Raw genomic sequence first — 21,281 nt, forward strand, 5'->3', positions numbered from 1 at the left:
ATTGATTAGGTACTTTAATTATACAAGGAAGTGCTATTTATTTCGTCAAAAAAGGCCAAAAATCTTAAAAAAGATTTTTGGCCTTTTGGCTTATGTTGAGGACTTATGGGTCAGCCTCTTTTTGTCAATAAAAGAGTAGTTTGTGAACCAGCTCAAGAGGCAATAAGAAACGGGTAAAATGTCACTTTTTTTATTCACAGTGCGGCGCTTACGTGATAGTATGAGGAGAGTATCTTGATTAGTAGCAAGTCGGCAAGAAGACCTAAAAAAAGGAGAAAAAGATGTATCCTGACATAAAGGCGAGGATCAAACTTAATGAGTCGCGAAAAGGCCCTGTTTATAGTGGTTACCGTCCGGCTCACAAAATAAAAAACAATTACTTAACAACAGGGCAGCACCAATACATTGGAACTGACAAACTGATGCCAGGAGAGGAAACCCTGGGTACCATCACCTTTATTTCGCCAGAACATTATCCCCAGACGTTGACAGTTGGACAACGGATTGAGTTCTCGGAAGGTCGAACGATAGTGGGAGAAGCGCTTGTCATTGACATATACAATGAGTTATTAAAAAAGAACTCGTCAAATCAAGCTAAAAACTAGTCATACAGAGGGAGAGGGGGGGGGATGATCTTAACGGTGGAAAAAGTTCAACAATTGTACAAAAGTAAAAAGGAAATAAATTGGTTGTTTTTCTGGGGGCATCAGCAGTCAAAAACTGAAAGTATCTCGCAAAGTTGTTTAAGTCAGTGGTGGCCTTGTCAATTCACTGAGGGGGATCGTTTCTTTTTTTCTTGCACCTAACGTAACGTGATAGGTTACAGTAGTCTTAGAGGTGACTATCATGGAAAATACGTTAAAATTTTTATCCTATCAGAAAGATTGTCGAATAGTGGTAACTGATGGGACAGAGCTTGCTTTGGCAAGCTTAAGGCAGTTTCGCGGTGGAATTGCTGCTAAAACATTTTTAAAAGAGTTGATAACCACAAGTGTTTTATTTTCAGGAATCAGTGATTTTGCAGCAAAAACGAGTGTAACGTTTAAGATTGACCAAGAATTAACTGCCAGTTGTACAGTTCAGCAGGAGCAGGTTCGGATTGAGTACAGTCCGATGTTTGAAAAAATCAGGGAATCTCCTGAGGAGAAACTTACCATGCGATCCACGCTTTCTGTTACAATTGGTGATTTTTCAGGGCTACATACTAGTGCGGTTTTAGCTCAAAAAGGCAATGTTAGCAACGTGTTTAATTTTTTTGCTAAGCAGAGTGATCAGATACCAGCTGAGTTTATTTTAAGTGAGGTGAATCCTTCGGTTGGATTTGTTATGCAGCCTCTGCCATTTGCAGATAATGACAACCTAAAAAAATTGAAAAACGAATTAATGGCGTGCTTGCAGCAAAGTGATCAAGCCAATGGGTGGGAGTTAGGTAGGGTTTTTGGTGATGTGGGCAGGCAATTATGGTGTAAAAAGGTGGAATAGAGATGGCTCTTATTAAGATAAAACAATTTTCAGAGCTAGTTGGACTCAGTGTCCGCACGCTTCAGTATTATGATGAGATCGGCTTATTGGTTCCAGAAAATGTTGATGATTATGGTCATCGGTATTATGGTCATCATAATTTTACTTGTGCGTTTATTATTAATTCGTTAAAGCAGGTAGGGATGAGTTTAAAGGATATTGAAAGTTACTTATCAGATTCGACTTTTTCAATAAGGGTGTTTGTTGAAGAAGAGAAAAAGCGAATAGAAGATGAAATAAGTGCGTTGCAACGTAAAAGAAGTATGCTAGAAAATATCCAGATTCATGAAAGTCAATTTTCACTTCGTGACCCAGCAATTATTGCGCTGTTTTCTCAGGAGAATCTGGACCCATTGGAGTTGGCAAAAATAGTGGAGTTGCCGATTGATCAACTGGTTTTTGATTTAGCTGAGACGAGTCAATTTATGAAAGAGTTGGATTATTGTCGTCAAAATCAGTTGACGATTCGTGATCCTTTGGCTAAAAAATGCGGGCTGTATTGGCAGAGGGTGCTTAATTCTTTAGGAGAAAGTAAAAAGGAGTTGACGAAAGTGGCTGAGTTGAACTATCAAGTAGCGCCCCATTCGTATGGGATGACTGGAGAGAATTATTGTTATTTAAAAGGGCTTGTCGAGTTACTTGCATCAGGAGAGGAGAATTGGAGTGGAGAAAAATGAGATTAAAATAGTGATGGTTAATGAGGTGGTGCCAGCAAGAGCTGTTGATGATTTTTATGGGGAAGCGGATTCTGAATATGCCACATCGATCATCGGTTTGTTTCAGCGAGCTGGTGTAAGTGTCTCCTCTACTCAGGATTTATTGGAAATGGGGATCTATTTGACTAATGCAGTGAAAACACCTAAAACAGGTTATGAGATTCCAAAGGAGATCATTAAAGACCACTCATTTATGCTTGAAGATGAGTTGAAAGCTTTTAATCAAGTGAAGGTGATCATGTTAATGGGGGATGTGGCGAAAAAATCTTTTAACTTTATTGCAAAGAGAACCTCTGGGAAAAATGTGATCCCTTCTGGAGCCACGTATAAATTAAGAGCCACTAGTTTCTTTTACGGTGAGGTAAAAGTTATGCCTTCTTACATCATGACAGGCAAAAATATCCTGATTGAAAAATCCAAGGCTGATATGATTGTTAGTGATATTACTTCTGCGTTGGATTATCTTAAATAAAGGTTCACAGGAATGATTGTGGTAAACGGTCATTCCTGTTATTTAGGTGTGGAGTTGTGTCAATAAGGTTATCTGCTATTTAAGTTCATATCTAGCTTGAGATGACAATAGATTATTCTTTTTTGTTTTATTGTTTGCTATAATACGAGGTATAAGTGAAAAGGAGGTGTGTGTGATTGTTAAGAGATTGCTTAATCGAAATAATATTTTAACTGCGTTAATTCCTTGCTTGTTATTAGTTTCGGTGTTGTTGACTTGGTTTGGCTATCGAGGGCTGACTAAAATAACAAAAGAAAATGGTCAAAATTTTATTTTTCAATCGGTTCAGTTTTTTAGTAAGGCCTTAGAATTGTCAATCGAGAATAAAAAGGAAGATGTTAATAATTTGATTTTCGATGACTCATTGATTAATCATGTTTATGATAATTTGGAAACGAAAACCTATGAATCCCATTTGAAGCACATTTTCCAAAGTTCAAATAACGAGGTTAATACGATTGTTTTTCTGGATACTTCAGGTAACATTACTACTAGCTATCATTATGATAACCAACAAATTACAGTGATGGCGGATCAAGATGTTCGTCAATTTGTCGATGGCCATTTTCCGAATAATTATTACAGTGAATCTGATGGGACCAGCACTGGAAAGGCTTATTACATTGGTCAGGATTCTTATATGAACATCTATCAGGAAGTTAGAAATGATCGAGGAGAGATTCGAGGGACTATTATTGTACCGGTCAATTTGCAACTCTTCTTTGAAAAGTTTTTAAGTGATTTTGAACTATCTTATAATGGTTATCCAGTGGTAAAAAACAGAAAAATGGATTACATTATGCACCCGTCTACTGAGCGTGTTGGCCAGAGTATTGTGGAGTTGCGACAACAGGATTCCCCCGATGCCGACGTCTCCGACTTGGAGCAATTGGAGGCCCAGCAGTTGTCACAGCAATCTGGTAAAGTGGAGTTTTATTCTTATCGAAAAACGGATGATAATCAGGATAAAAAAAGACGGCGAATTGGGGCATTTCAATGGATCGACATTGGCGATGATTCTTGGTTGGTGATGATTGATGCTGATTATCGGGAGGTCACCCGAGATATTGCCGAGATGGGATTTGTGATCGCTACTTTGTTTGTAATGGTGATTATTGGTTGTTTAATTGCTTTAGTGGCATTGAAAAAAATTCAGGATAAGGAAAAAGTAGAGAAAGAAAATCAATTTCTTAAGGAGCTGCAGGCCCGCAAAGATGAATTGCATGAGAAAGAAAAAAAATTGTATGAGATGAGCAAGATGGAAACGATTGGAATTGTGACGACGACAATTGTCCATGATATGAACAATTTTTTAACACCTATTATCGCCAATGCTGAACTTATTGCTGAAGGTTATACTCAAGAGGATGAGCAGTATGATGATTTACAAGAAATTTTGAAAGCCGCTCGCATTGGTAAAGAAATGTCGACCAATATTTTAAGATTTTCAAAAAATAGTGAAGAGACGAATCGTCAGCATTTATACGATGTGTCTGATGTGATACGGGAAGCTGTCGCCCAAGTTGCTAGTATCATTCCTGAATCGATTAACTTTGAGGTTGAAATCGAAAAGGACCTTGGAATGACGCAAGTTGAGCGAGTGGATATTCAAAATTTGGTCTACAACTTACTGAAGAATGCTTATCAGTCAAACCATGGCGAACAAGGAAAGATTTTTATTACCCTAAAGAAGGTCAGTCAACACTCCTTAGCGCAATTTCTTAAACGAACAGCTTATCATGGTAAAGACGATATGGGCGCTGTCCTCTTTGAAGTGAGAGATACTGGGACAGGAATGTCGAAGGAAATTCAGGAACAAATATATGAACCGTTTTTTACAACAAAAAATGAAGACGAAGGAACTGGCCTCGGATTATTCGTAGTTTCGTCAATTGTCAAAAAGTATGATTGGCAAATTAAGGTTGCGTCCAAGCTGGGGGAAGGGACAACGATCAGTGTTACCCTACCTTATTATACATCTACCCCATCCAATTCTTAAACAAATCTTAAAACGAAAAAATAAAGTTCGAAAAACACTCTTTTTATACTGATTTTTAATAGACAAAAATATCCAAACTGATTATGATTTAAGTATAGTTAATTGAAAGGAGAAATAAAAATGAAATCTATTAAAAAATTGATGGCAATAGCTGCTATTGGAATCGTCGCGGGGATTGGACTGACAACGACTGCTGATGCAGCGATTACCTCTGATGTTAAAGAGGTAGATGTTGAGATCAAGTATGGCAAGTCTGAAGTGGAATTCGAGTATGAAGTTAAGAGTTATGGTGTTCAAGCTAGTTATAAAAATGAGTTGACTGGCGAACGCTTATCGGGGAATGCTGCTCGGAATAAGATTGAGGCGTTGATGGCGAATGTCAATATTAAAACGGATTCTCGTGAAACGATTGCTCAAGCAATTGCCTCACAAATCAGCACTCAAAGCTATACTAAGTTTGAATTTGAAACCGAGTATACGAATCGTCAAACTATTAAGTTCAACTTAACGGGGGCTGTCACAACACCACCGACAACTACACCGACAGCGATTAAAGAGTTTGAAGTAGAACTTAAATACGGCAACAAAAAAGTGGAAATTGATTATGAAGTAAAAAATAATTCTGTTAAAGCCAAGTATTATAATCAAGTAACAGGTGAGTATTTAACTGGGACTCAAGCCCAAACAAAGATTGAATCAATCATGAACGGGATGGATTTTAAGGGAGCGAGTAGGACTCAAATTGTTTCTTACATTACGAATGCGTTAGGAACAGGTTCTAATTACAGCAAATTTGAATTTGAAGCGAGTTATACCAATAAAGCTAAAATTGAGTTTGAAATTAAAAAGTAGTGAGAGAGATTGGGCCTAAACAAGCCCAATCTTTTTCCACATATTGGAAGAGCACAGGTGTTTTGGGTGTGAACGGTTGTATATTTTATGATGACTCAGCTGGAAAGAGAGGGAGACGGATGCGCAATGAAAAAATTTTAGTGGTTGATGACGATCCAGCTATTAGGCGGTCTGTTTGGAAATCACTACAATCGACCGGAATCTTGATTTATCAGGCTGAGACGATTGAAAAGACCCTGGAATTAATCAAAAAAATTAAGTTCGATTTATTTTTATTAGATGTTATGCTAGTTAACGATAACGACGGGTTTCATTTAGCCCGGCTAATTCGAGATGAAGAAGTTATTACTCCGATTATCTTTATCAGTGGACGAAAAAAGGAACAAGATGTGATCACTGGCTTGGAAACGGGGGCAGATTATTATATGACAAAACCTTTCAGTCCCTCGATTTTAAGGGCTCAGGTTCTCAATACATTAGATCGTAATCAAATGATCACTAAAAGTTTGGAATACGATGAAGATGAAGATATTGTGAATGGTCCTTTTATCTTTGATAAGAAGCTCTATGTGCTAAAAAAAGATCAGGTAGAGATTGATTTATCTGCTAAGGAAGTTTTGCTGATGAAGTTCTTTATGGAGAATCCCAATCAGGTTTTTTCAAAAAAGCAGATTTACGACAATATTTGGTCACAAGATAAACAAGTTGAAGAAGAATCTGAATTAAATTTAGTCATGGTTTATATGAATTACTTGCGTAATAAAATTGAAGAAAATCCCAAAAAACCCATCTATTTGAAAACGGTCTGGGGAATCGGCTATTCGTTTGAGCCGGAATCGAAAAAAGAGAATTAAACAAATATGGTTGTATTTGATAGTCAGATTATTAAATAATTAGGTTGCTCATTTAACCCGATTATTACATTTGTATAGTTTCGCATAGTAAATATTGCTCTAATAGAATCACTTGTTTCGGCTTAAACAGAGACAAGTGATTTTTTTGTTCGAGTATCAAGGTAGAAAGGAAGGGATGTCTAACAGGGCATACTTGATGAGTTGTTTGATAAGGTAGTCAAGTTAGAGGGAGCTAGACAAGTGACAAAGGCCAAAATCATCTTTATCACTTGTCACGGATTAGATCTTGAACATAGTGTAACCGAAACTAGTAGTGGTTGGCATAAAATAAATGGGGAAGGAGTACAGTTTGATTTATTGGTGCGGAGTATCTAGTCAGCTTGCTGGTCATACTAACGATGTGGTGAAAAAAAGTTGCTCCTTTAATATCCCCATTGTATAATATCACCTAAGGTGGTGATCGGATGATGCACAATAAAATGCATTACTCTACACAAACTCACAGACTTCAGTATTGAGTTTAGTGTAGTTATCAAATGAAGATAAACTTTTCAATACTGCAGCTAGTTTAGTAAGTGAAACTAAAGGAGGAAACAGTAATGAACGAGTTTATTCAACCCTATCAATATAATTTTTTGGAAACACAGGCTCTCACTCTATTGCAGACGAATCAGCATGTCAATGATTCTGCGACTATTGCTACAATGAGAGCACTAGTCTCTGAAAAAATAGCATTGGAGTTTAGGGACTGCCAGCCAGCAGAATTAGCTTTCTTAATGGAGATTTTGAGTATTCAAAAGTCACGTAAAGAAGTAGAGGCCTATTTGGCGAAGGTAAAAGGATGTGTTCGACCTTTTATGGCTCCTTCTGATCAACGATTAAAGAAGGTATTTCAGAAAACTAAAAAGCTGCAATTTCCTAAATGGGAGTCATTAGCTTTGAAGGATTATACTTTTTATGGCTGGAACAATAGTGGTCAACAAAGAAAATATCTGATTTTATATCAAAATGGTGAGCTTGTGGGAGTAGAGGGGATTTTTTCACCTACTCTCAAAAAAGGGGTTTGTGCTATTTGTCATAAAACTGCTGATCTGACGTCGTTTACTGCGAAAGTCAAAAGTAGCGGAGATGGCACCTACTTAAATCATGGCAACTATATTTGTTATGATAGTGAGAAATGTAATCATCAAATTGAGCAAGTCACTGAATTATTTAAATTCATTGAATTTGTTAGGCCTAAAAAATAAAGTAGTTTTTGAGTGTCATTTAAAACAACAACGAGTTTTAAAAAACAATAGAAGTCGAGGACCCATGTCCCCGACTTCTATTTGGTTTATCCTCATTCTGCGGCACTTTGACTGCTGTGCCTATTTCGAAAATTACGTGGGGACAGAAGATACTTCTTTTTAAAACAGTTCGAAAAGTAAGGGATCGTTTGAAACCCGGCATTTGCCGCAATGTATTGAATGGAGTGATTGGTTTGCAACAACAAATCAGCGGCGTAGACCAAACGCAACTCATTTAAATATTCAATCGGTGTCGTGCCATAATATTTTTTCATGACTCGTGAGAGATAATTATAGTGAAAGTGAAATTCTTGAGATAAGGTCTCCGCGTCAATTTTTTGAGAAATGCTCTTATATAAAAAATCCTTAATGCTCTCAGCTAACTGTTGTGAAGTGTTGTGTTGTTCTTTACGAAGTTCCAGTTGTTTAAGCAGGTCGATAAACAATTTTTGATTTTCAAAGAAGGTGAAATCATCGTTCTTTTTTGTGTTATCCAAAATCGTCGTAATGGTTTGAATAATAAAACGTGAGTTGTTGATAGCCTGATGTTTAGGCAAATGCAAGGTATAGATTTTATTGTGAAAATGAAGCTGTGGAATCTTAAAGGTTGAATTTAGAAAAACTGGATTGTGACTTTCCAACCACTCTGATTCGGTATAGAAGTGGAGCCAGTAAAATGAGGTATTGTCTTGACTCTTTTTGTAAGAATAGTGAAGGTGAACCGGTGACAAAACAATCGCTTCATTTTTTTTGATTTCATAGTTGATGTCATTTTCCGTTAGATAGAGAGTGCCTTCGATGACGATGATAATGTCGAAGTAACCTAAGTTTTTTCTGCGAGGATGGAGTCGTCCGGTCCGGTAAGTTTCAATGTTTCCTTCAACAAAAATCGGAAAGGGGTTGGCAATAATAGAAAAAATCAAGGGACTTAAGTTCATTTGAAAAACCTCCTGAGACTGTGTGTGATTTTATAACTTTTGGTTGGCATCGATTATTTATTTTTGTTCTTTCAGTGTATTATACTATAGTCATCAGTTAAATGAAAACGCTTGAGTGTTTATTATAAAACGAAATGGAGTGGGAGTTGTCACATGCTAGAAACGATCAAACTAACGTCAGAATTTTGGAGTCGCTACCAGGAGGTAGTATCAAAAAATGTAATTCCGTATCAGTGGCAAGCCCTTAATGATCAGTTGCCAGATGCTGAACCAAGTCATGCGGTGAAGAATTTTGAAATCGCTGCAGGTTTGGCGGAAGGTGAGTATTATGGTGAAGTTTTCCAGGACAGTGATGTGGCAAAGTGGATTGAAACGGTGGCCTATAGTTTGCGTGAGTACCCGAATCAAGAATTAAGTGAAAGGGTTGATCGCTTAATCGAGATTATTGGGCAAGCTCAGGAAGAAGATGGTTATTTAAATACCTATTATCAGTTAAAACATCCTGAATATAAATGGGCAAACTTACGAGACAACCATGAACTATATTGTGCTGGTCATTTTATCGAAGCGGCAGTGGCCTATTATCAATCAACGGGTAAACGGCAATTGTTGTCGATTATGGAAAAATTTGTTGAATTGATTCAGCAAACCTTTGGCAGTGAAGCTGGCAAGCGTCATGGTTACCCCGGACATGAGGAAATTGAATTGGCTTTGTTAAGAATGTACGATGTTACTGACAATCCTATGCACTTGGAATTGGCGAAATATTTTATTGAAGAACGCGGCAAGGCGCCTAATTATTTTGAAGGCGAAAAAGAGGAGCGTCAGGGCAAGGATTTAACGTGGAATGACGATAATCATATTAATTTTGGTTTAGGTTACGAGTATCAGCAAGCCCACCTACCGATTCGTCAGCAAGAACAGGCAGTGGGGCATGCGGTCCGAGCGGTTTATTATTACACGGCTGTAGCAGATTTGGCTAAAAAAATCGGCGATCAGTCATTAACAGAGACGGTCAAAAGATTGTGGCAAGATATTGTGGAGCGTCAGATGTATATCACAGGGGGAATTGGTTCTAGCGCCATTGGCGAATCGTTTACCTGTCATCATGATCTACCAAATGATACCATGTACTGTGAAACCTGTGCTTCAGTTGGCTTAGCGTTTTTTGCTAATAAAATGCAGCAACTTGAGTTATCAGGGGAGTATGGTGATATTTTTGAAAAACTGATTTACAACGGTACGATTAGTGGCATGAATTTGACAGGAGATCGTTTCTTTTATGTCAATCCATTGGAAATTAATCAATTTCAAAAGCATCGCAAAGACCAAGAGCACGTTCTTTACGAGCGACAGAAGTGGTTAAAAACGGCTTGTTGTCCACCGAATTTAGCCCGCTTTATTGCCTCTTTGGATCGCTATATTTTAAGTGAAGAGACTGAAACAATCACGATTCATCAATACATCAGTTGTGAGTACCAGTCACAAGGCTTTAGTTTGACGTTACAATCCGATTTACCTTGGAATGGGGCAATTCGTTTAACCATTAAAAGCAAAGAGGTGGTGAAAAAAGCGATTCGTTTGCGAATTCCTGAGTGGACTAAGGAAACTGTTCAAATTTATGTCAATCAGCAAAGTAAGACGCTGCCGATTGAACAAGGTTATGTGACCCTTGAAGAAAGCTGGCAGAATCAAGATACCATCACCCTTGAGTTTGATATGAGCCCTAAGCTGATTTATGCCAATCAGCAAGTCATAGAAAATATCGGCAAGGTGGCGATTCAAAAGGGGCCAGTGATTTATTGTTTGGAAGAGTTGGATAATGGGGCTGATCTGGCCAGACTTTACGTAGAAGAATTGGCGGATGTTGAGACTCAGGAGTTGCCTTCCTTGTATCAGGGAAAAGCGCTAACTTTTACGGGTTATCGGATGGCAGGAAACTCGACAAAGATGTATCATGATAAAGGTGTGACATTTGAAAAAACCGCATTAACCGCTGTGCCTTATTACGCGTGGGGAAATCGTGGTTATGGCGAAATGCGTGTTTGGTTAAATAAATACTAAAAGAAAGTGGGAGACAAGATGAACAAAAAGAAGTGGTTAGCAGGGGCATTAATGGTTGGTTTAGCCTGTTCAGTGTTAGTGGGATGTGGCAAAAAGGAAGAACAAGGGGCTGAAAAAGATGGCAAGGTCACGATAAAATTTTCTAGTTGGGATAATTTTGATGAAGGCATTATTAAGGCTTTTGAAAAAGAAAACCCTAACATTAAGATTGAAAATATTCAAGTGGCCGACAGTGACTATTCACAAAAGATTAATACGATGATCATTGGTGGCAATGCACCGGATGTAATTTTATCATTTGAAGCTGATTTGCCAAGATTTGCCCAGAGTGGCGCCATTGAGTCACTGGATCCTTATATTGAAAAAGGGGCATCCTTCGATGTCGCGGATTTTATTCCCGCTGTTGAGACAATTGGTGAATCAACAGGTGGCAATTACGGCTTACCTTGGGCCTATGCTTCAGAGATTATGTACTACAACAAAGACATGTTTGATAAAGCAGGCGTCGACTATCCGACTGTTGATTGGACCTGGGATGATTTCAAAGCGGCAGCTGAAAAGTTAACTCTACGGGAGGGGAATAAAACCACTCAATGGGGGGCAGATGCCATTAGTTTTAGAGGCATGTGGTATTCCATGATTGGCGCAACTGGTGATGAGATTGTCGATAAAGAGGGGAATTTAGCTTTGGGAGAGGGGCTGGTAAAAGCATTGGAATTTCAAAATGAATTGACCAATGACCTAAAAGTGTCACCTCAACCCACCTCTGGCGATGCTGTCTCCGATTTATTTGCCTCAGGAAGTGCAGCTATGACTAGAACTGGTAGCTGGATGACCATGATGTACAAGGACAATGAGTTTAACTGGGATATTGCCCCATTACCTGCTGAGGAGCGGGATTATAATACTTTGCATACTGGTTTTTACACAATTGCTTCAAGCAGCAAACATAAAGAAGAAGCATGGAAGTTTATTGATTTTATGATGAGCGAGACAGGGCAAACCATGACCTCGGAATGGGGCAATAATCCCTCAGCTTTAAAATCAATTGCGGCGCAAGGGGCATTTAAGAATCCTGGTAAGACAGGGCCAAGTAACTGGGAAACTTTTACAGAATCAGCTGATTCAGGCCAGTTTGGCTATACCTTGATTAACCCGTCGGTCACGACGAGTTTGGTAAATGATTTTGATTCATATTTATTGGGAGCTAAGACATTGGATGAGATTGTTGAAAAATCCATTCCCAACGCTCAAAAACAAATCGATAAAGAGGAATAATTTATGAGCGGAGCGCGTTTATTGAGTTAATAGTCGCGAAAAATCAGGGTCTGGGACATAAGTTCCAGACTCATCTAGTGGTAATAGGAGGGACAACATGAGAAAAAAGCAAGCGATGGGAGATCAACTGACGGCCTTTGGGTTTCTTTCCCCTTGGATCATAGGTTTTTTACTTTTTACAGGAGGACCGATTATTGCCTCTTTTGTTTTAAGCTTAACGAAATGGAACCTGTTGGGAAATCCAACTTTTGTTGGGTTCGCCAACTATCAGGAACTGTTTAGTCCATCATCAACGTTTTACAATACGTTAAAGGCAACCTTTATTTTTACGGTTTTAAATGTGGGAATTACGGTGTTCTGGTCTCTGTTTTTGGCTATTTTATTGAATTTTAAATTGCGGTTTATGAAAGTTTTTCAGTTCTTCTTTTTTGTACCAGCAGTCATGCCGTCAGTCGTGATGGCCAGTTGTTTCATTTTGATGTTTAACAATGAGCTGGGAATTGTCAATTATCTTTTGTCTTATATTGGGGTTGATGGTCCTAATTGGCTTGGAAATACCAACTTGGTTTGGGTGGTGGTCGGCATGATGAGCGTGTTTACTTTTTCCACCGGTCAGATGATGCTGATTTTTAATTCAAGTTTAAAAGAAGTGCCACTTGAACGTTATGAAGCGGCCAGTTTAGATGGTGCCAATGCTTGGCAACGATTTATTCATGTGACATTGCCGTCGATTTCACCGATTTTATTATTTAACACGATTGTCGCCACGGTCAATTCTTTTAATGGCGCCTTTACGATTATCTACCCACTAACAGGTGGTGGACCGGGAGACGTCACCAAGGTCCTTAGTCTGGAGATTTACGAAAAAGCCTTTAAACAGTTTGATATGGGCATGGCTTCTACATTGGCTTTTATTCTCTTTATCATTGTCGGTTTGATTTCAATCTTCCAGTTTAAATTTGGAGATAAAAAAGTTAATTATGGCTAGTCTAGTTTAATTGACTCAACTCTTAGGAAATTAGAGAAACTATCGTTGTGATAAAAAGCATCACGCCTCAATTTTCCTAAATTTCGACAGAGTTAAGCGAGTCACTAAAACTTTTCATATAGGAGGTAGGATGTTGAAAGAATATAAGTTAGAGCGATATATCAAGGTATTTCAGTACTTGTTGTTAATTATTGTCGCAATTTTTATGTTTTTCCCGATTTTTTGGGTCTTTTCTAATTCGTTAAAAACCCTTAATGGTATTTCAGAATACCCACCACAGATTTTTCCGAAAAATCCACAATGGGGTAATTATATTGAGGTTTTTAAACAGACAAATGTCTTGGGTTATATGAAAAACTCTTTGATTTTGATCGTCGGTAATACTCTTGGAACGTTGCTTTCTAGTTCGCTAGTGGCTTATCCGTTGGCGCGAATGGAGTTTAAAGGAAAAGGGACGGTCTTTGGTTTGATTTTGGCGACGATGATGGTGCCAACCGTTACCTTAATTATTCCTCAGTTTATTTTATTCCGGGAATTTGGTTGGCTGGATAGCTTTTTGCCGATGATTGTGCCGAGCTTTTTTGCTTATCCTTATAATGTCTTTTTATTTCGACAGTTCTTTAAGACGATTCCTAAAAGTATTGATGAAGCAGCCATGATTGATGGTTGCAGTAAATTTCAGATTTTCACTAAAATCATCGTCCCTTTGGCGAAACCAACATTTATTACGGTTGGTGTTTTATCGACGGTTTTTTGGTGGAATGAGTTGTTTGCGCCGTTGATTTTTATTGATTCGGATAGTTTAAAACCATTAACTATTGGTTCCCTTCAATCCTTTACCTTGCAAGGTGGGCAAAATATGACCGCTTGGAATTTGCAAATGGCTTTCGCAGTGCTGATGATCGTGCCACCGATGATTTTATATATGTTTGCCAATAAGTATTTGGTGACAGGAATGAAGACGAGTGGAATGAAAGATTAAGCAGTGAGATGACAAAGAAGGGCGCAGTCAGAAAAGGAGGACATTTAGTTTGAAAGCAGGAATTAAAGTTAATCGGCAGCAAGAAATTGGGATAATCGATGAGCGTTTGTACAGTTCGTTTCTTGAGCATATGGGTCGTGCGGTTTACGAAGGAGTCTATGAGCCATCTCATAAAACATCAGATGGTGAAGGCTTTCGTCAAGATGTTTCGACGTTATGTCAAGCACTTAAGATCCCGATGATTCGTTACCCAGGTGGCAATTTTGTTTCAGGGTATGAGTGGCAAGATGGTATTGGTCCTAAAGAGCAGCGGCCAGTTCGTTTGGAGTTGGCTTGGCAGTCCATCGAAACCAATCAGTTTGGTCTTCATGAATTTATGAATTGGTGTCAAAAAATAGGGTCTCAGGCCATGATGGCCGTCAATTTAGGGACTCGTGGGATTAGTGAAGCGAGAAATCTATTGGAGTATTGTAATTTTTCCTCAGGGACTTATTGGAGTGACTTAAGAAGAAAAAATGGTCAAGAAGAACCTTTTGCAATCAAAACTTGGTGTTTGGGCAATGAGATGGACGGACCTTGGCAGATCGGTCACAAAACGGCAGAGGAATATGGCCGTTTGGCAGAAGAGACTGCTAAGGTGATGAAATTAGTTGATCCCACGATTGAACTGGTCGTTTGCGGCAGTTCTTTCCGGGAAATGCCCACCTATGGTGAATGGGAGCAGACCGTTCTTCGTCACACCTATGAGCATGTTGACTATCTGTCCCTTCACCAGTATTATGGCAACCAAGAGGATGATATTGGCAAATATTTAGCAAGAGCAGTGGAAATGTCACAGTTTATTCAGGAAGTGACGGATATTTGCGATCAGATTCAAAAAGAAAAACAAAGTGATAAACAGATGATGCTGTCTTTTGATGAATGGAACATTTGGTATCATACCTTGGAATCCGACAAGGAACAGGCTTTGTGGCAAGAGGCGCCACCTTTATTGCAAGACATTTACACCTTTGAGGATGCCTTATTGTTAGGATCGATGTTAATCACTCTTTTAAAGCATGCCGATCGAGTGAAAATTGCTTGTTTGGCTCAATTAGTCAATGTAATTGCGCCGATTATGACAGAAAAAGAGGGGCCGGCTTGGAAGCAAACCATCTATTATCCTTTTCAACAAGTTTCCCATTATGGCAGGGGAGTGGCCTTGGCAACAGAGCTAGCAGTTGATCATTACGTTGTAGAGGGGATTGGTGAGATTCCTTTTGTTGATTCGGTGACGGTTTATCAGCCTGACGACCAAACGTTGACAATTTTTGCTATTAATCGTCATCAAACTAGTGCTATGGAGGTCGAATTGGTTGTTGAGGAATTTGTAGTAGAAGGGGTGATGGGTTCTAGTGAATTGGCTGGTTATGATTTAAAAGCCATCAATACCAAAGATCAACAACGAGTAGTTCCTTGTGAGGTTGAGAATTATTATCTGGAAGGGCAGTCTTTGCAGTTAACATTAGCACCACTTTCATGGAATGTCATTCGTTTGAAAGTGAAGTAAGTTATTACGGTTAATTTTTTGAAGTTTTTAACTATATAGTTCCCATTAAATAATCATCCTTTACCGTTAAACTTTCAGCCAGAAAAAAGCTGAAAGTACCACTCTTGGCTTATCAACATAACGAATGATCGCCTTCACTTCGAATTTGTTGAGATCAAAGCTTTGCGTAGTAATTATTTAATAGGCACTGTATATTTGTCAAAGGTTAACATCAAAGAGTCTTGTCATGAATCAAGTGACAGGACTCTTTGCCGTTAACTCAAATTCTCCGCGATAATTTCTAAGGCATTCGTATCTTGAATTAAGTAATAGTTTTTTTCTTTTTTTAGAATATGTTCTTCTTTAAAATTAGTTATGGTACGAAGTAAATGACGATAACTAACATTTAGAATAGAGGCACAAGTCGTTAATTGAAAGGAAAATTGATTGTTTTGGGAATTGGCTAAAATGAATTTTGCTAATCTGGTTTCAACCGGTTCTGTTAATGAATTAGCCAAAGTAACGCCTGAATTTAGGCGATAACTTAAAATTTGACAGATATTTTGCAGAAACCGAACATCTTGTTGTAAAAGATGTCGGTATTTTTTTAGACTAATGCCAACACATAGGCAAGGAGAAATGGCTTTAACGTTACTTTGAGGCAAAAGCTCCCAAAGGGATGAGGCTTCTCCCAACAGGGTCACAGGTTGGCTGTGATCGATGCAGATATTTTGCGTGTCAGATGAATAAGAATAGATCATCACAGACCCATCGACTAGGAAATAAAGGTAATCTGACGGCGCTTCAGCGCGAATTAAGTGTTCTTCCTGATCAAAAAAATAAAGTGAGGAAATGGGAAGTAAATCACTGTCCAAGTAACTTTGTAATTGATAATTTTGGATATAAGATGATAGGCGGGATGGCTCGACTATTTTTTTCATAAGCTGACGGTTCACCTCAGTTTTTTCTTTCATTATATATCAGAATGGGAAATGTCACAACACGAACGTTTTTAGTGATTTATCTGTAAATTGAATGTAAAATACAAGTAAACATGTTGTAAATGTGACATGTGTCACTTCAAAAAAAGCAAAATCTTGTTATGCTTTAGTTGTAAGACAAAGACTAGTTAAATAGGGGGAAGAAAAGTGAGAGTTAAAAAGTTAATGATTAGTTTATTGGGTGTCTTAGCAGTGGCGACGTTGGCAAGTTGCGGCAAAAAGGATGAGTCTGCCGAGGGAAATAAAGAGGAAAAGAAAGCGTTAGTCGTTCAGTTCGTCCCGACGAATAATGATGGTTCCATGGAAGCTAAAACGAAACCCTTTGCTGAATATTTATCAAAAGCCTTGGATCGTGAAGTTAAAGTGACCTTAGCAACTGACTATTCAACGATCGTTGAAGCGATGGCATCAAAGCAAGTTGATATTGGGATTATGCCACCTGCGGCCTACGTTCAAGCGAAAGATATGGATGCGGCCGAAGCGATCTTAACGTCTCAACTTGGAGACAATGATGAGGAGACTGGATTGCCAATTGAAGGTCAATTGACGAATACATTTAAAGGGGAGGTCTTGGTAAAAGCAGACAGCCCGATGAAAGAGTTAAAGGATTTGAAAGGCAAAAAGATTGCTACCTTAAGCCCTAATTCAGCCAGTGGGTATATCTATCCAGTTGCTGAGCTTAAAGAAGTAGGGGTTGACCCAACAACTGAAGCGACCTTAACGACAGTCAATGATATCCCTAGTGAGATAACAGCAGTATTAAATGGGCAAATGGATGCCGCCTTTGTTTTTGAAGGGGCTCGTAATGTTTTTGGTGCTAGCTTTGGTGACAAGGATTTATTTAAAGAGTTGAAAGTTCTTTACTTAACTAAAGGAGATATTCCTAATGATGCGATTGCTGTACAGCCAACGATGGATGAGACTTTAAAAGAACAAGTTAAAGAAGCGTTTTTAAAGATGAAGGATGATGAAAAAGGGGCCGAAGCTATGACTATTTGGAGTCATTTAGGTTATGAAGAAGCAGCTGATGCTGGCTATGACACGATTCGTGAATATACTGAAAAAGCAGCAGAATAACATAAAACAAGAAACCGACAAGTCGCAATTGTCGGTTTCTATTGATAGAATTGGTGGCGATAAAAAATGATTACTTTCAAGAAGGTTTCGAAGACTTACCCAAATGGGGTTAAAGGGCTACAGAATATTAATTTAACAATCAATGAGGGGGAATTTGTATCTATTATTGGCTTAAGTGGTGCTGGTAAGAGTACTCTTTTGCGGGCAGTGAATCAATTAGTTCCCATTACGACTGGAGATATTCAGGTCAACGGTCGCTCCATTACCCAGGCGAATAAGAAGGAACTGCGTGCGATTCGTCGTGAGATCGGCTTGATTTCACAACAGTTTAATTTGGTAAAGCGGAGTACTGTTCAAAAAAATGTGTTGTCTGGACGATTGGGGTATTATAGTACATTTAAAAGCATTTTCGGACTTTTTACAAAGGAAGATTATGAGCGAACAGTTGAAGCACTGGCAAGTGTCGGTTTGTCTGATAAGTTACAGACGAGAAGTGATGAACTCAGTGGAGGGCAACAACAGCGAGTGCTAATTGCTAGAGCGTTGGTGCAACAAGCTCCGATTATCTTAGCTGATGAACCGGTGGCTTCTTTAGATCCTGTCACCACCCAAAAAGTAATGGATGATTTACGGCGCATTAATCAAGAGATGGCTAAAACTATTTTGATTAACTTGCATTCGATTCCATTGGCTCGAGAGTACTCCTCAAGGATTATCGCTTTAAAAGAGGGGACAGTTGTGTTTGATGGTCTGCCAGAAGCCTTGACAGATGAACGATTGGAAAAAATCTATGGGAAGAGTATCTTTGAAGAAACGGCAGGGAATGTCAGTGAAAATTAAAGATACGGTTCATTTTAAGTGGCACAAACATCTGATGATTGTTATTATCCTGATTATTTTCTTTCAACTCAGTGCCATGGTGACGGAGGCTGATTTTCAAAAGGTTGTGACCAATTCGGATCAATTTGGAGTGTTTCTATCACGTCTGATTCGTCCTGATTTCAGTTACTTTCCCAAATTAATCGCGCCGTTGATTAAAACCTTGCAGATGTCACTGTTGGGGACTTTTATCGGGGTATTAATCGCTATTCCTGTCAGTTTTTTAGCGACGACCGTCGTGACAGGGAATCAGATTGTTTCCACAATTTTTCGTTTAGTTCTAGGGATTGTGCGAACAATTCCGACGTTACTACTTGCCGCCCTTTTTGTGGCTATTTTTGGTATTGGTGAGGCAACAGGTGTTTTAACGATTACCGTCTTTACTTTTGGAATGGTGTCGCAGTTGATGTTTCAAGCCATTGAGACAATTGATTTTGCTCCGATTGAGGCTCAGTTAGCAGTTGGAGCGACACGGACGCAAATGGCTGTTTGGGCGATTGCCCCTCAGGTGTTTAGTCAATTTGCCAGCTACTCCTTCTATGCTTTTGAGGTCAACGTCAGAGCCTCGACGGTATTAGGTTATGTTGGTGCTGGGGGAATTGGCGTTATTTTAAATTCCTCACTGGCCTTATTGAAATATGAACGGGTTTCCATGATTATTTTGACAATTTTGGTCACCGTTGCGTTAGTTGATAAATTGAGTGAAGCTGTCAGGAGGTCTTTGTTATGATGATAAAAAACATTAGCAGGCGGACAGTTATTTTGACGGCAATTTTGTTGTTATTGATTGTATATTCAGCCTTAAGTATTGATTATTCTGGACTCAGTAGCTTTTCGTTGACCATGGGGCTGGATGTTTTAAAAGGATTGAGTCAACCTGATTGGTCCTTTTTGTACGATGGCAGCGGCGAGGATTTAGTTAGCTTATTGTTGTTAACCATGGGAATTGCTTTTTTGGGCACAGTCATTGGGACGGTTTTAGCGATCCCTTTCACCTTATTAAGTGCAAGTAATCTTTGGCCGAGTGCTCCCTACTTGTCCAAACTTGGTAAGTTTATGTGCAACGTGTTGCGGGCTTTTCCGGAATTAGTTTTTGCGATTATTTTTGTTAAAGTGGTGGGGCCAGGCCCTTTTGCTGGTGTGATGGCAATTGGGGTTCATCAAATTGGCATGTTAGGCAAGTTGTTTACGGAAGAACTGGAAGGTATGGATGAAAGTCTTATAGAAGAAGTTGAAGCAATTGGTGCTAATTTTTGGCAAACATTGTTTTTTGTGAGAATTCCTGCGTTAATGCCTATTTATAGTTCCCTTGCCTTAAATCACTTTGAAATTGCTGTTCGCAGTGCGGCCACATTAGGTTTAGTCGGAGCTGGCGGGATTGGCGCACCCTTGATCTTTGCCATTCAAACTCGTAATTGGAGTAAAGTCAGTATTATTTTGTTAGGCGTTGTCATAACAGTCTTTTTACTTGATTTAGTTACGGGAATAATCAGAAAGAAACTACGATAAGATGAATATATTACATATGTCGGATATCCATTTTTGTCAGTCTTATGCTCAGTTTGAAACGGGCTATAAAGGAATGATTTCAAAAATGACTAATCCTTTAGAACACCTAGCAATATCACTAGCTCATGTCAAAGATCGAGTGTCACTTGATTTGGTAATCGTCAGTGGCGATTTAACAGAGGATGGCACGGTGGAGGATTACCGCTATTTAAAAGACTGGTTGACCAAGGAATTAGGCGAAATACCGCTGGTGGTTACTTTGGGAAATCATGATATTAAAGCTAATTTTCGGGTTGGGTGGCTTGATGAAGAGGGAAGTGATGCTCCTTATAATGAGTTAAGCTCTTTTGCGGATTTTCATGTCCTTTCTGTTGATAGCTCGGTTTATGGCATGGCAGATGGGCAACTGACTCAACCGCAGTTTAATTGGCTGGAAACACAGCTTGAAACCTTAAAAGACAAACCGATTATACTGGTTACCCATCACCATTTACTTGAACATCAGAGTAGTACACCTTGTTTGCCAGAGTCGGTTCAATTATTGAAATTGATCGAACGCTATCCTGTGGTGGCATTATTAAACGGTCATACTCATCATGCCTATACAGGGGACCTTTTGGGGATACAATATTATACAGCAGGTGGAATGTCCTTTGTTGGTGAAGACGAGGGTCAAGGTTTGGTGCGATTTGAGGAGCGTTATGGCTACAATCTTTATACCTTAAATCGAGGAGAGATTAAGCAACAAACGACTGAAAACTTTGTAACAGGGACAATCATCGCCTATGTGAACATGCAAGAAGAATGTTAACTAGATACATCATGTTAAATAATTAAACATATAGTTCCGTTGGATAATTCCCATAATCATCCGCCAAAAGTGGTACTTTCAGCTTTTTCTGGCTGAAAGTGTAATGGTAAAGGATGATTATTTAATGGGAACTATATGGCCGTTGAAAGGAGACTTTCAACGGCTTTTCACTTTTAATTTTCGGCTGATAATGAGGCGATTAGTTTGCGAATATATAAGACTATTGAACAAATTGACATGGTAGCGCCAAATAACATGCCTAAAAAAGTAAGTGTGGAGATGTTGGCAGTAATGCCTTGCATACCATGGAATAGAAAGTGAATGATCATGTAACAGCTGACCAAGCATCCGTAAATGCTTCCAGCGATTGAGTAGAACTTTTTTTCGTTTTTAGTGAGTGTTTTCATGTTGTAAAACTCCTTTGTTAGTTGATACATTAACTATATCGAAGAATGTAATGATTGACTATGAACGGTGTAGCTTGTTG

General features: G+C 38.8%; 23 protein-coding genes. 20 read left to right on the forward strand and 3 right to left on the reverse strand.

The window, feature by feature from the left end; genetic code table 11:
* Positions 1-281: 281 nt before the first annotated feature.
* From I6N95_RS22155 to I6N95_RS22195, 10 genes are all read left to right on the forward strand, one after another.
* Positions 282-605 carry a hypothetical protein gene (locus I6N95_RS22155; protein ID WP_209531552.1) on the forward strand — a complete coding sequence of 108 codons (324 nt, stop codon included), beginning with the start codon at positions 282-284 and terminating at the stop codon, positions 603-605.
* A gap of 24 nt (positions 606-629) precedes the next feature.
* Positions 630-806, forward strand: a complete 177-nt coding sequence (locus I6N95_RS22160; RefSeq protein ID WP_209531553.1) for an NADAR family protein — start codon at positions 630-632, stop codon at positions 804-806.
* Between the two features lie 40 nt (positions 807-846).
* Positions 847-1,482, forward strand: a complete 636-nt coding sequence (locus I6N95_RS22165; protein WP_209531554.1) for an Hsp33 family molecular chaperone HslO — start codon at positions 847-849, stop codon at positions 1,480-1,482.
* Between the two features lie 2 nt (positions 1,483-1,484).
* Positions 1,485-2,198: a MerR family transcriptional regulator gene (locus I6N95_RS22170; RefSeq protein WP_209531555.1), complete on the forward strand. Its 714-nt coding sequence runs from the start codon at positions 1,485-1,487 to the stop codon at positions 2,196-2,198.
* A complete protein-coding gene (locus I6N95_RS22175; protein ID WP_209531556.1) occupies positions 2,185-2,709 on the forward strand; it encodes a uracil-DNA glycosylase family protein in 525 nt (174 codons plus the stop codon). Before I6N95_RS22170 ends, I6N95_RS22175 begins: the two co-directional genes overlap by 14 nt.
* A 172-nt stretch (positions 2,710-2,881) precedes the next feature.
* Complete coding sequence (locus I6N95_RS27770; RefSeq protein WP_209531557.1) at positions 2,882-4,747, forward strand: ATP-binding protein; 1,866 nt, start codon at positions 2,882-2,884, stop codon at positions 4,745-4,747.
* A gap of 120 nt (positions 4,748-4,867) precedes the next feature.
* A complete protein-coding gene (locus tag I6N95_RS22185; RefSeq protein WP_209531558.1) occupies positions 4,868-5,599 on the forward strand; it encodes a YusW family protein in 732 nt (243 codons plus the stop codon).
* Positions 5,600-5,718: 119 nt separating this feature from the next.
* The gene (locus I6N95_RS22190; protein WP_209531559.1) at positions 5,719-6,453 is read left to right on the forward strand and encodes a response regulator transcription factor; all 735 of its coding nucleotides are present in this window, start codon (positions 5,719-5,721) and stop codon (positions 6,451-6,453) included.
* A gap of 240 nt (positions 6,454-6,693) precedes the next feature.
* Positions 6,694-6,828, forward strand: coding sequence for a hypothetical protein (locus I6N95_RS27545; protein WP_283809012.1), 135 nt, complete (start codon positions 6,694-6,696; stop codon positions 6,826-6,828).
* A 224-nt stretch (positions 6,829-7,052) separates the two neighbouring features.
* Positions 7,053-7,700, forward strand: coding sequence for a FusB/FusC family EF-G-binding protein (locus tag I6N95_RS22195; protein ID WP_209531560.1), 648 nt, complete (start codon positions 7,053-7,055; stop codon positions 7,698-7,700).
* Between the two features lie 92 nt (positions 7,701-7,792).
* Here the strand turns inward: I6N95_RS22195 and I6N95_RS22200 are convergent, their stop codons facing one another.
* Positions 7,793-8,677 (reverse strand): helix-turn-helix domain-containing protein, encoded by an 885-nt coding sequence (locus I6N95_RS22200; protein WP_209531561.1) that lies wholly within the window; start codon positions 8,675-8,677, stop codon positions 7,793-7,795.
* Positions 8,678-8,830: 153 nt separating this feature from the next.
* Between I6N95_RS22200 and I6N95_RS22205 the strand changes: the two genes are divergently transcribed.
* The 5 genes from I6N95_RS22205 to arfA all read left to right on the forward strand — a co-directional run bounded on the left by I6N95_RS22205 (position 8,831) and on the right by arfA (position 15,538).
* A complete protein-coding gene (locus tag I6N95_RS22205; protein WP_209531562.1) occupies positions 8,831-10,741 on the forward strand; it encodes a glycoside hydrolase family 127 protein in 1,911 nt (636 codons plus the stop codon).
* A gap of 18 nt (positions 10,742-10,759) precedes the next feature.
* Entirely contained in the window at positions 10,760-12,019 is a 1,260-nt protein-coding gene (locus tag I6N95_RS22210) for an ABC transporter substrate-binding protein (protein WP_209531563.1), read from the forward strand.
* Between the two features lie 97 nt (positions 12,020-12,116).
* Positions 12,117-13,007: a carbohydrate ABC transporter permease gene (locus I6N95_RS22215; RefSeq protein ID WP_209531564.1), complete on the forward strand. Its 891-nt coding sequence runs from the start codon at positions 12,117-12,119 to the stop codon at positions 13,005-13,007.
* 133 nt (positions 13,008-13,140) lie between these two features.
* Positions 13,141-13,989, forward strand: a complete 849-nt coding sequence (locus tag I6N95_RS22220) for a carbohydrate ABC transporter permease (RefSeq protein ID WP_209531565.1) — start codon at positions 13,141-13,143, stop codon at positions 13,987-13,989.
* A gap of 49 nt (positions 13,990-14,038) precedes the next feature.
* Positions 14,039-15,538: an arabinosylfuranosidase ArfA gene (arfA, locus tag I6N95_RS22225; protein ID WP_209531566.1), complete on the forward strand. Its 1,500-nt coding sequence runs from the start codon at positions 14,039-14,041 to the stop codon at positions 15,536-15,538.
* Between the two features lie 254 nt (positions 15,539-15,792).
* On the opposite strand, the gene I6N95_RS22230 is transcribed toward arfA, so the two are convergent.
* Positions 15,793-16,458, reverse strand: a complete 666-nt coding sequence (locus I6N95_RS22230; protein WP_209531567.1) for a cyclic nucleotide-binding domain-containing protein — start codon at positions 16,456-16,458, stop codon at positions 15,793-15,795.
* A 225-nt stretch (positions 16,459-16,683) separates the two neighbouring features.
* Here I6N95_RS22230 and I6N95_RS22235 point away from each other — a divergent pair, with 225 nt between their 5' ends.
* The 5 genes from I6N95_RS22235 to I6N95_RS22255 all read left to right on the forward strand — a co-directional run bounded on the left by I6N95_RS22235 (position 16,684) and on the right by I6N95_RS22255 (position 20,794).
* A complete protein-coding gene (locus I6N95_RS22235) occupies positions 16,684-17,595 on the forward strand; it encodes a phosphate/phosphite/phosphonate ABC transporter substrate-binding protein (RefSeq protein ID WP_245249824.1) in 912 nt (303 codons plus the stop codon).
* Between the two features lie 66 nt (positions 17,596-17,661).
* The gene (gene phnC, locus I6N95_RS22240; RefSeq protein WP_209531569.1) at positions 17,662-18,435 is read left to right on the forward strand and encodes a phosphonate ABC transporter ATP-binding protein; all 774 of its coding nucleotides are present in this window, start codon (positions 17,662-17,664) and stop codon (positions 18,433-18,435) included.
* Positions 18,425-19,204 carry a phosphonate ABC transporter, permease protein PhnE gene (gene phnE, locus I6N95_RS22245; protein ID WP_209531570.1) on the forward strand — a complete coding sequence of 260 codons (780 nt, stop codon included), beginning with the start codon at positions 18,425-18,427 and terminating at the stop codon, positions 19,202-19,204. Before phnC ends, phnE (I6N95_RS22245) begins: the two co-directional genes overlap by 11 nt.
* Complete coding sequence (phnE, locus tag I6N95_RS22250; RefSeq protein ID WP_209531571.1) at positions 19,201-19,983, forward strand: phosphonate ABC transporter, permease protein PhnE; 783 nt, start codon at positions 19,201-19,203, stop codon at positions 19,981-19,983. The genes phnE (I6N95_RS22245) and phnE (I6N95_RS22250) overlap by 4 nt, the downstream gene beginning before the upstream one ends.
* 1 nt (position 19,984) lies before the next feature.
* Entirely contained in the window at positions 19,985-20,794 is an 810-nt protein-coding gene (locus I6N95_RS22255; RefSeq protein WP_209531572.1) for a metallophosphoesterase family protein, read from the forward strand.
* Between the two features lie 173 nt (positions 20,795-20,967).
* On the opposite strand, the gene I6N95_RS22260 is transcribed toward I6N95_RS22255, so the two are convergent.
* Positions 20,968-21,201, reverse strand: coding sequence for a hypothetical protein (locus I6N95_RS22260; RefSeq protein WP_209531574.1), 234 nt, complete (start codon positions 21,199-21,201; stop codon positions 20,968-20,970).
* Between the last annotated feature and the right edge of the window lie 80 nt (positions 21,202-21,281).

It is taken from the genome of Vagococcus allomyrinae (genome assembly GCF_017829975.1).
GTDB lineage: Bacteria > Bacillota > Bacilli > Lactobacillales > Vagococcaceae > Vagococcus_D > Vagococcus_D allomyrinae.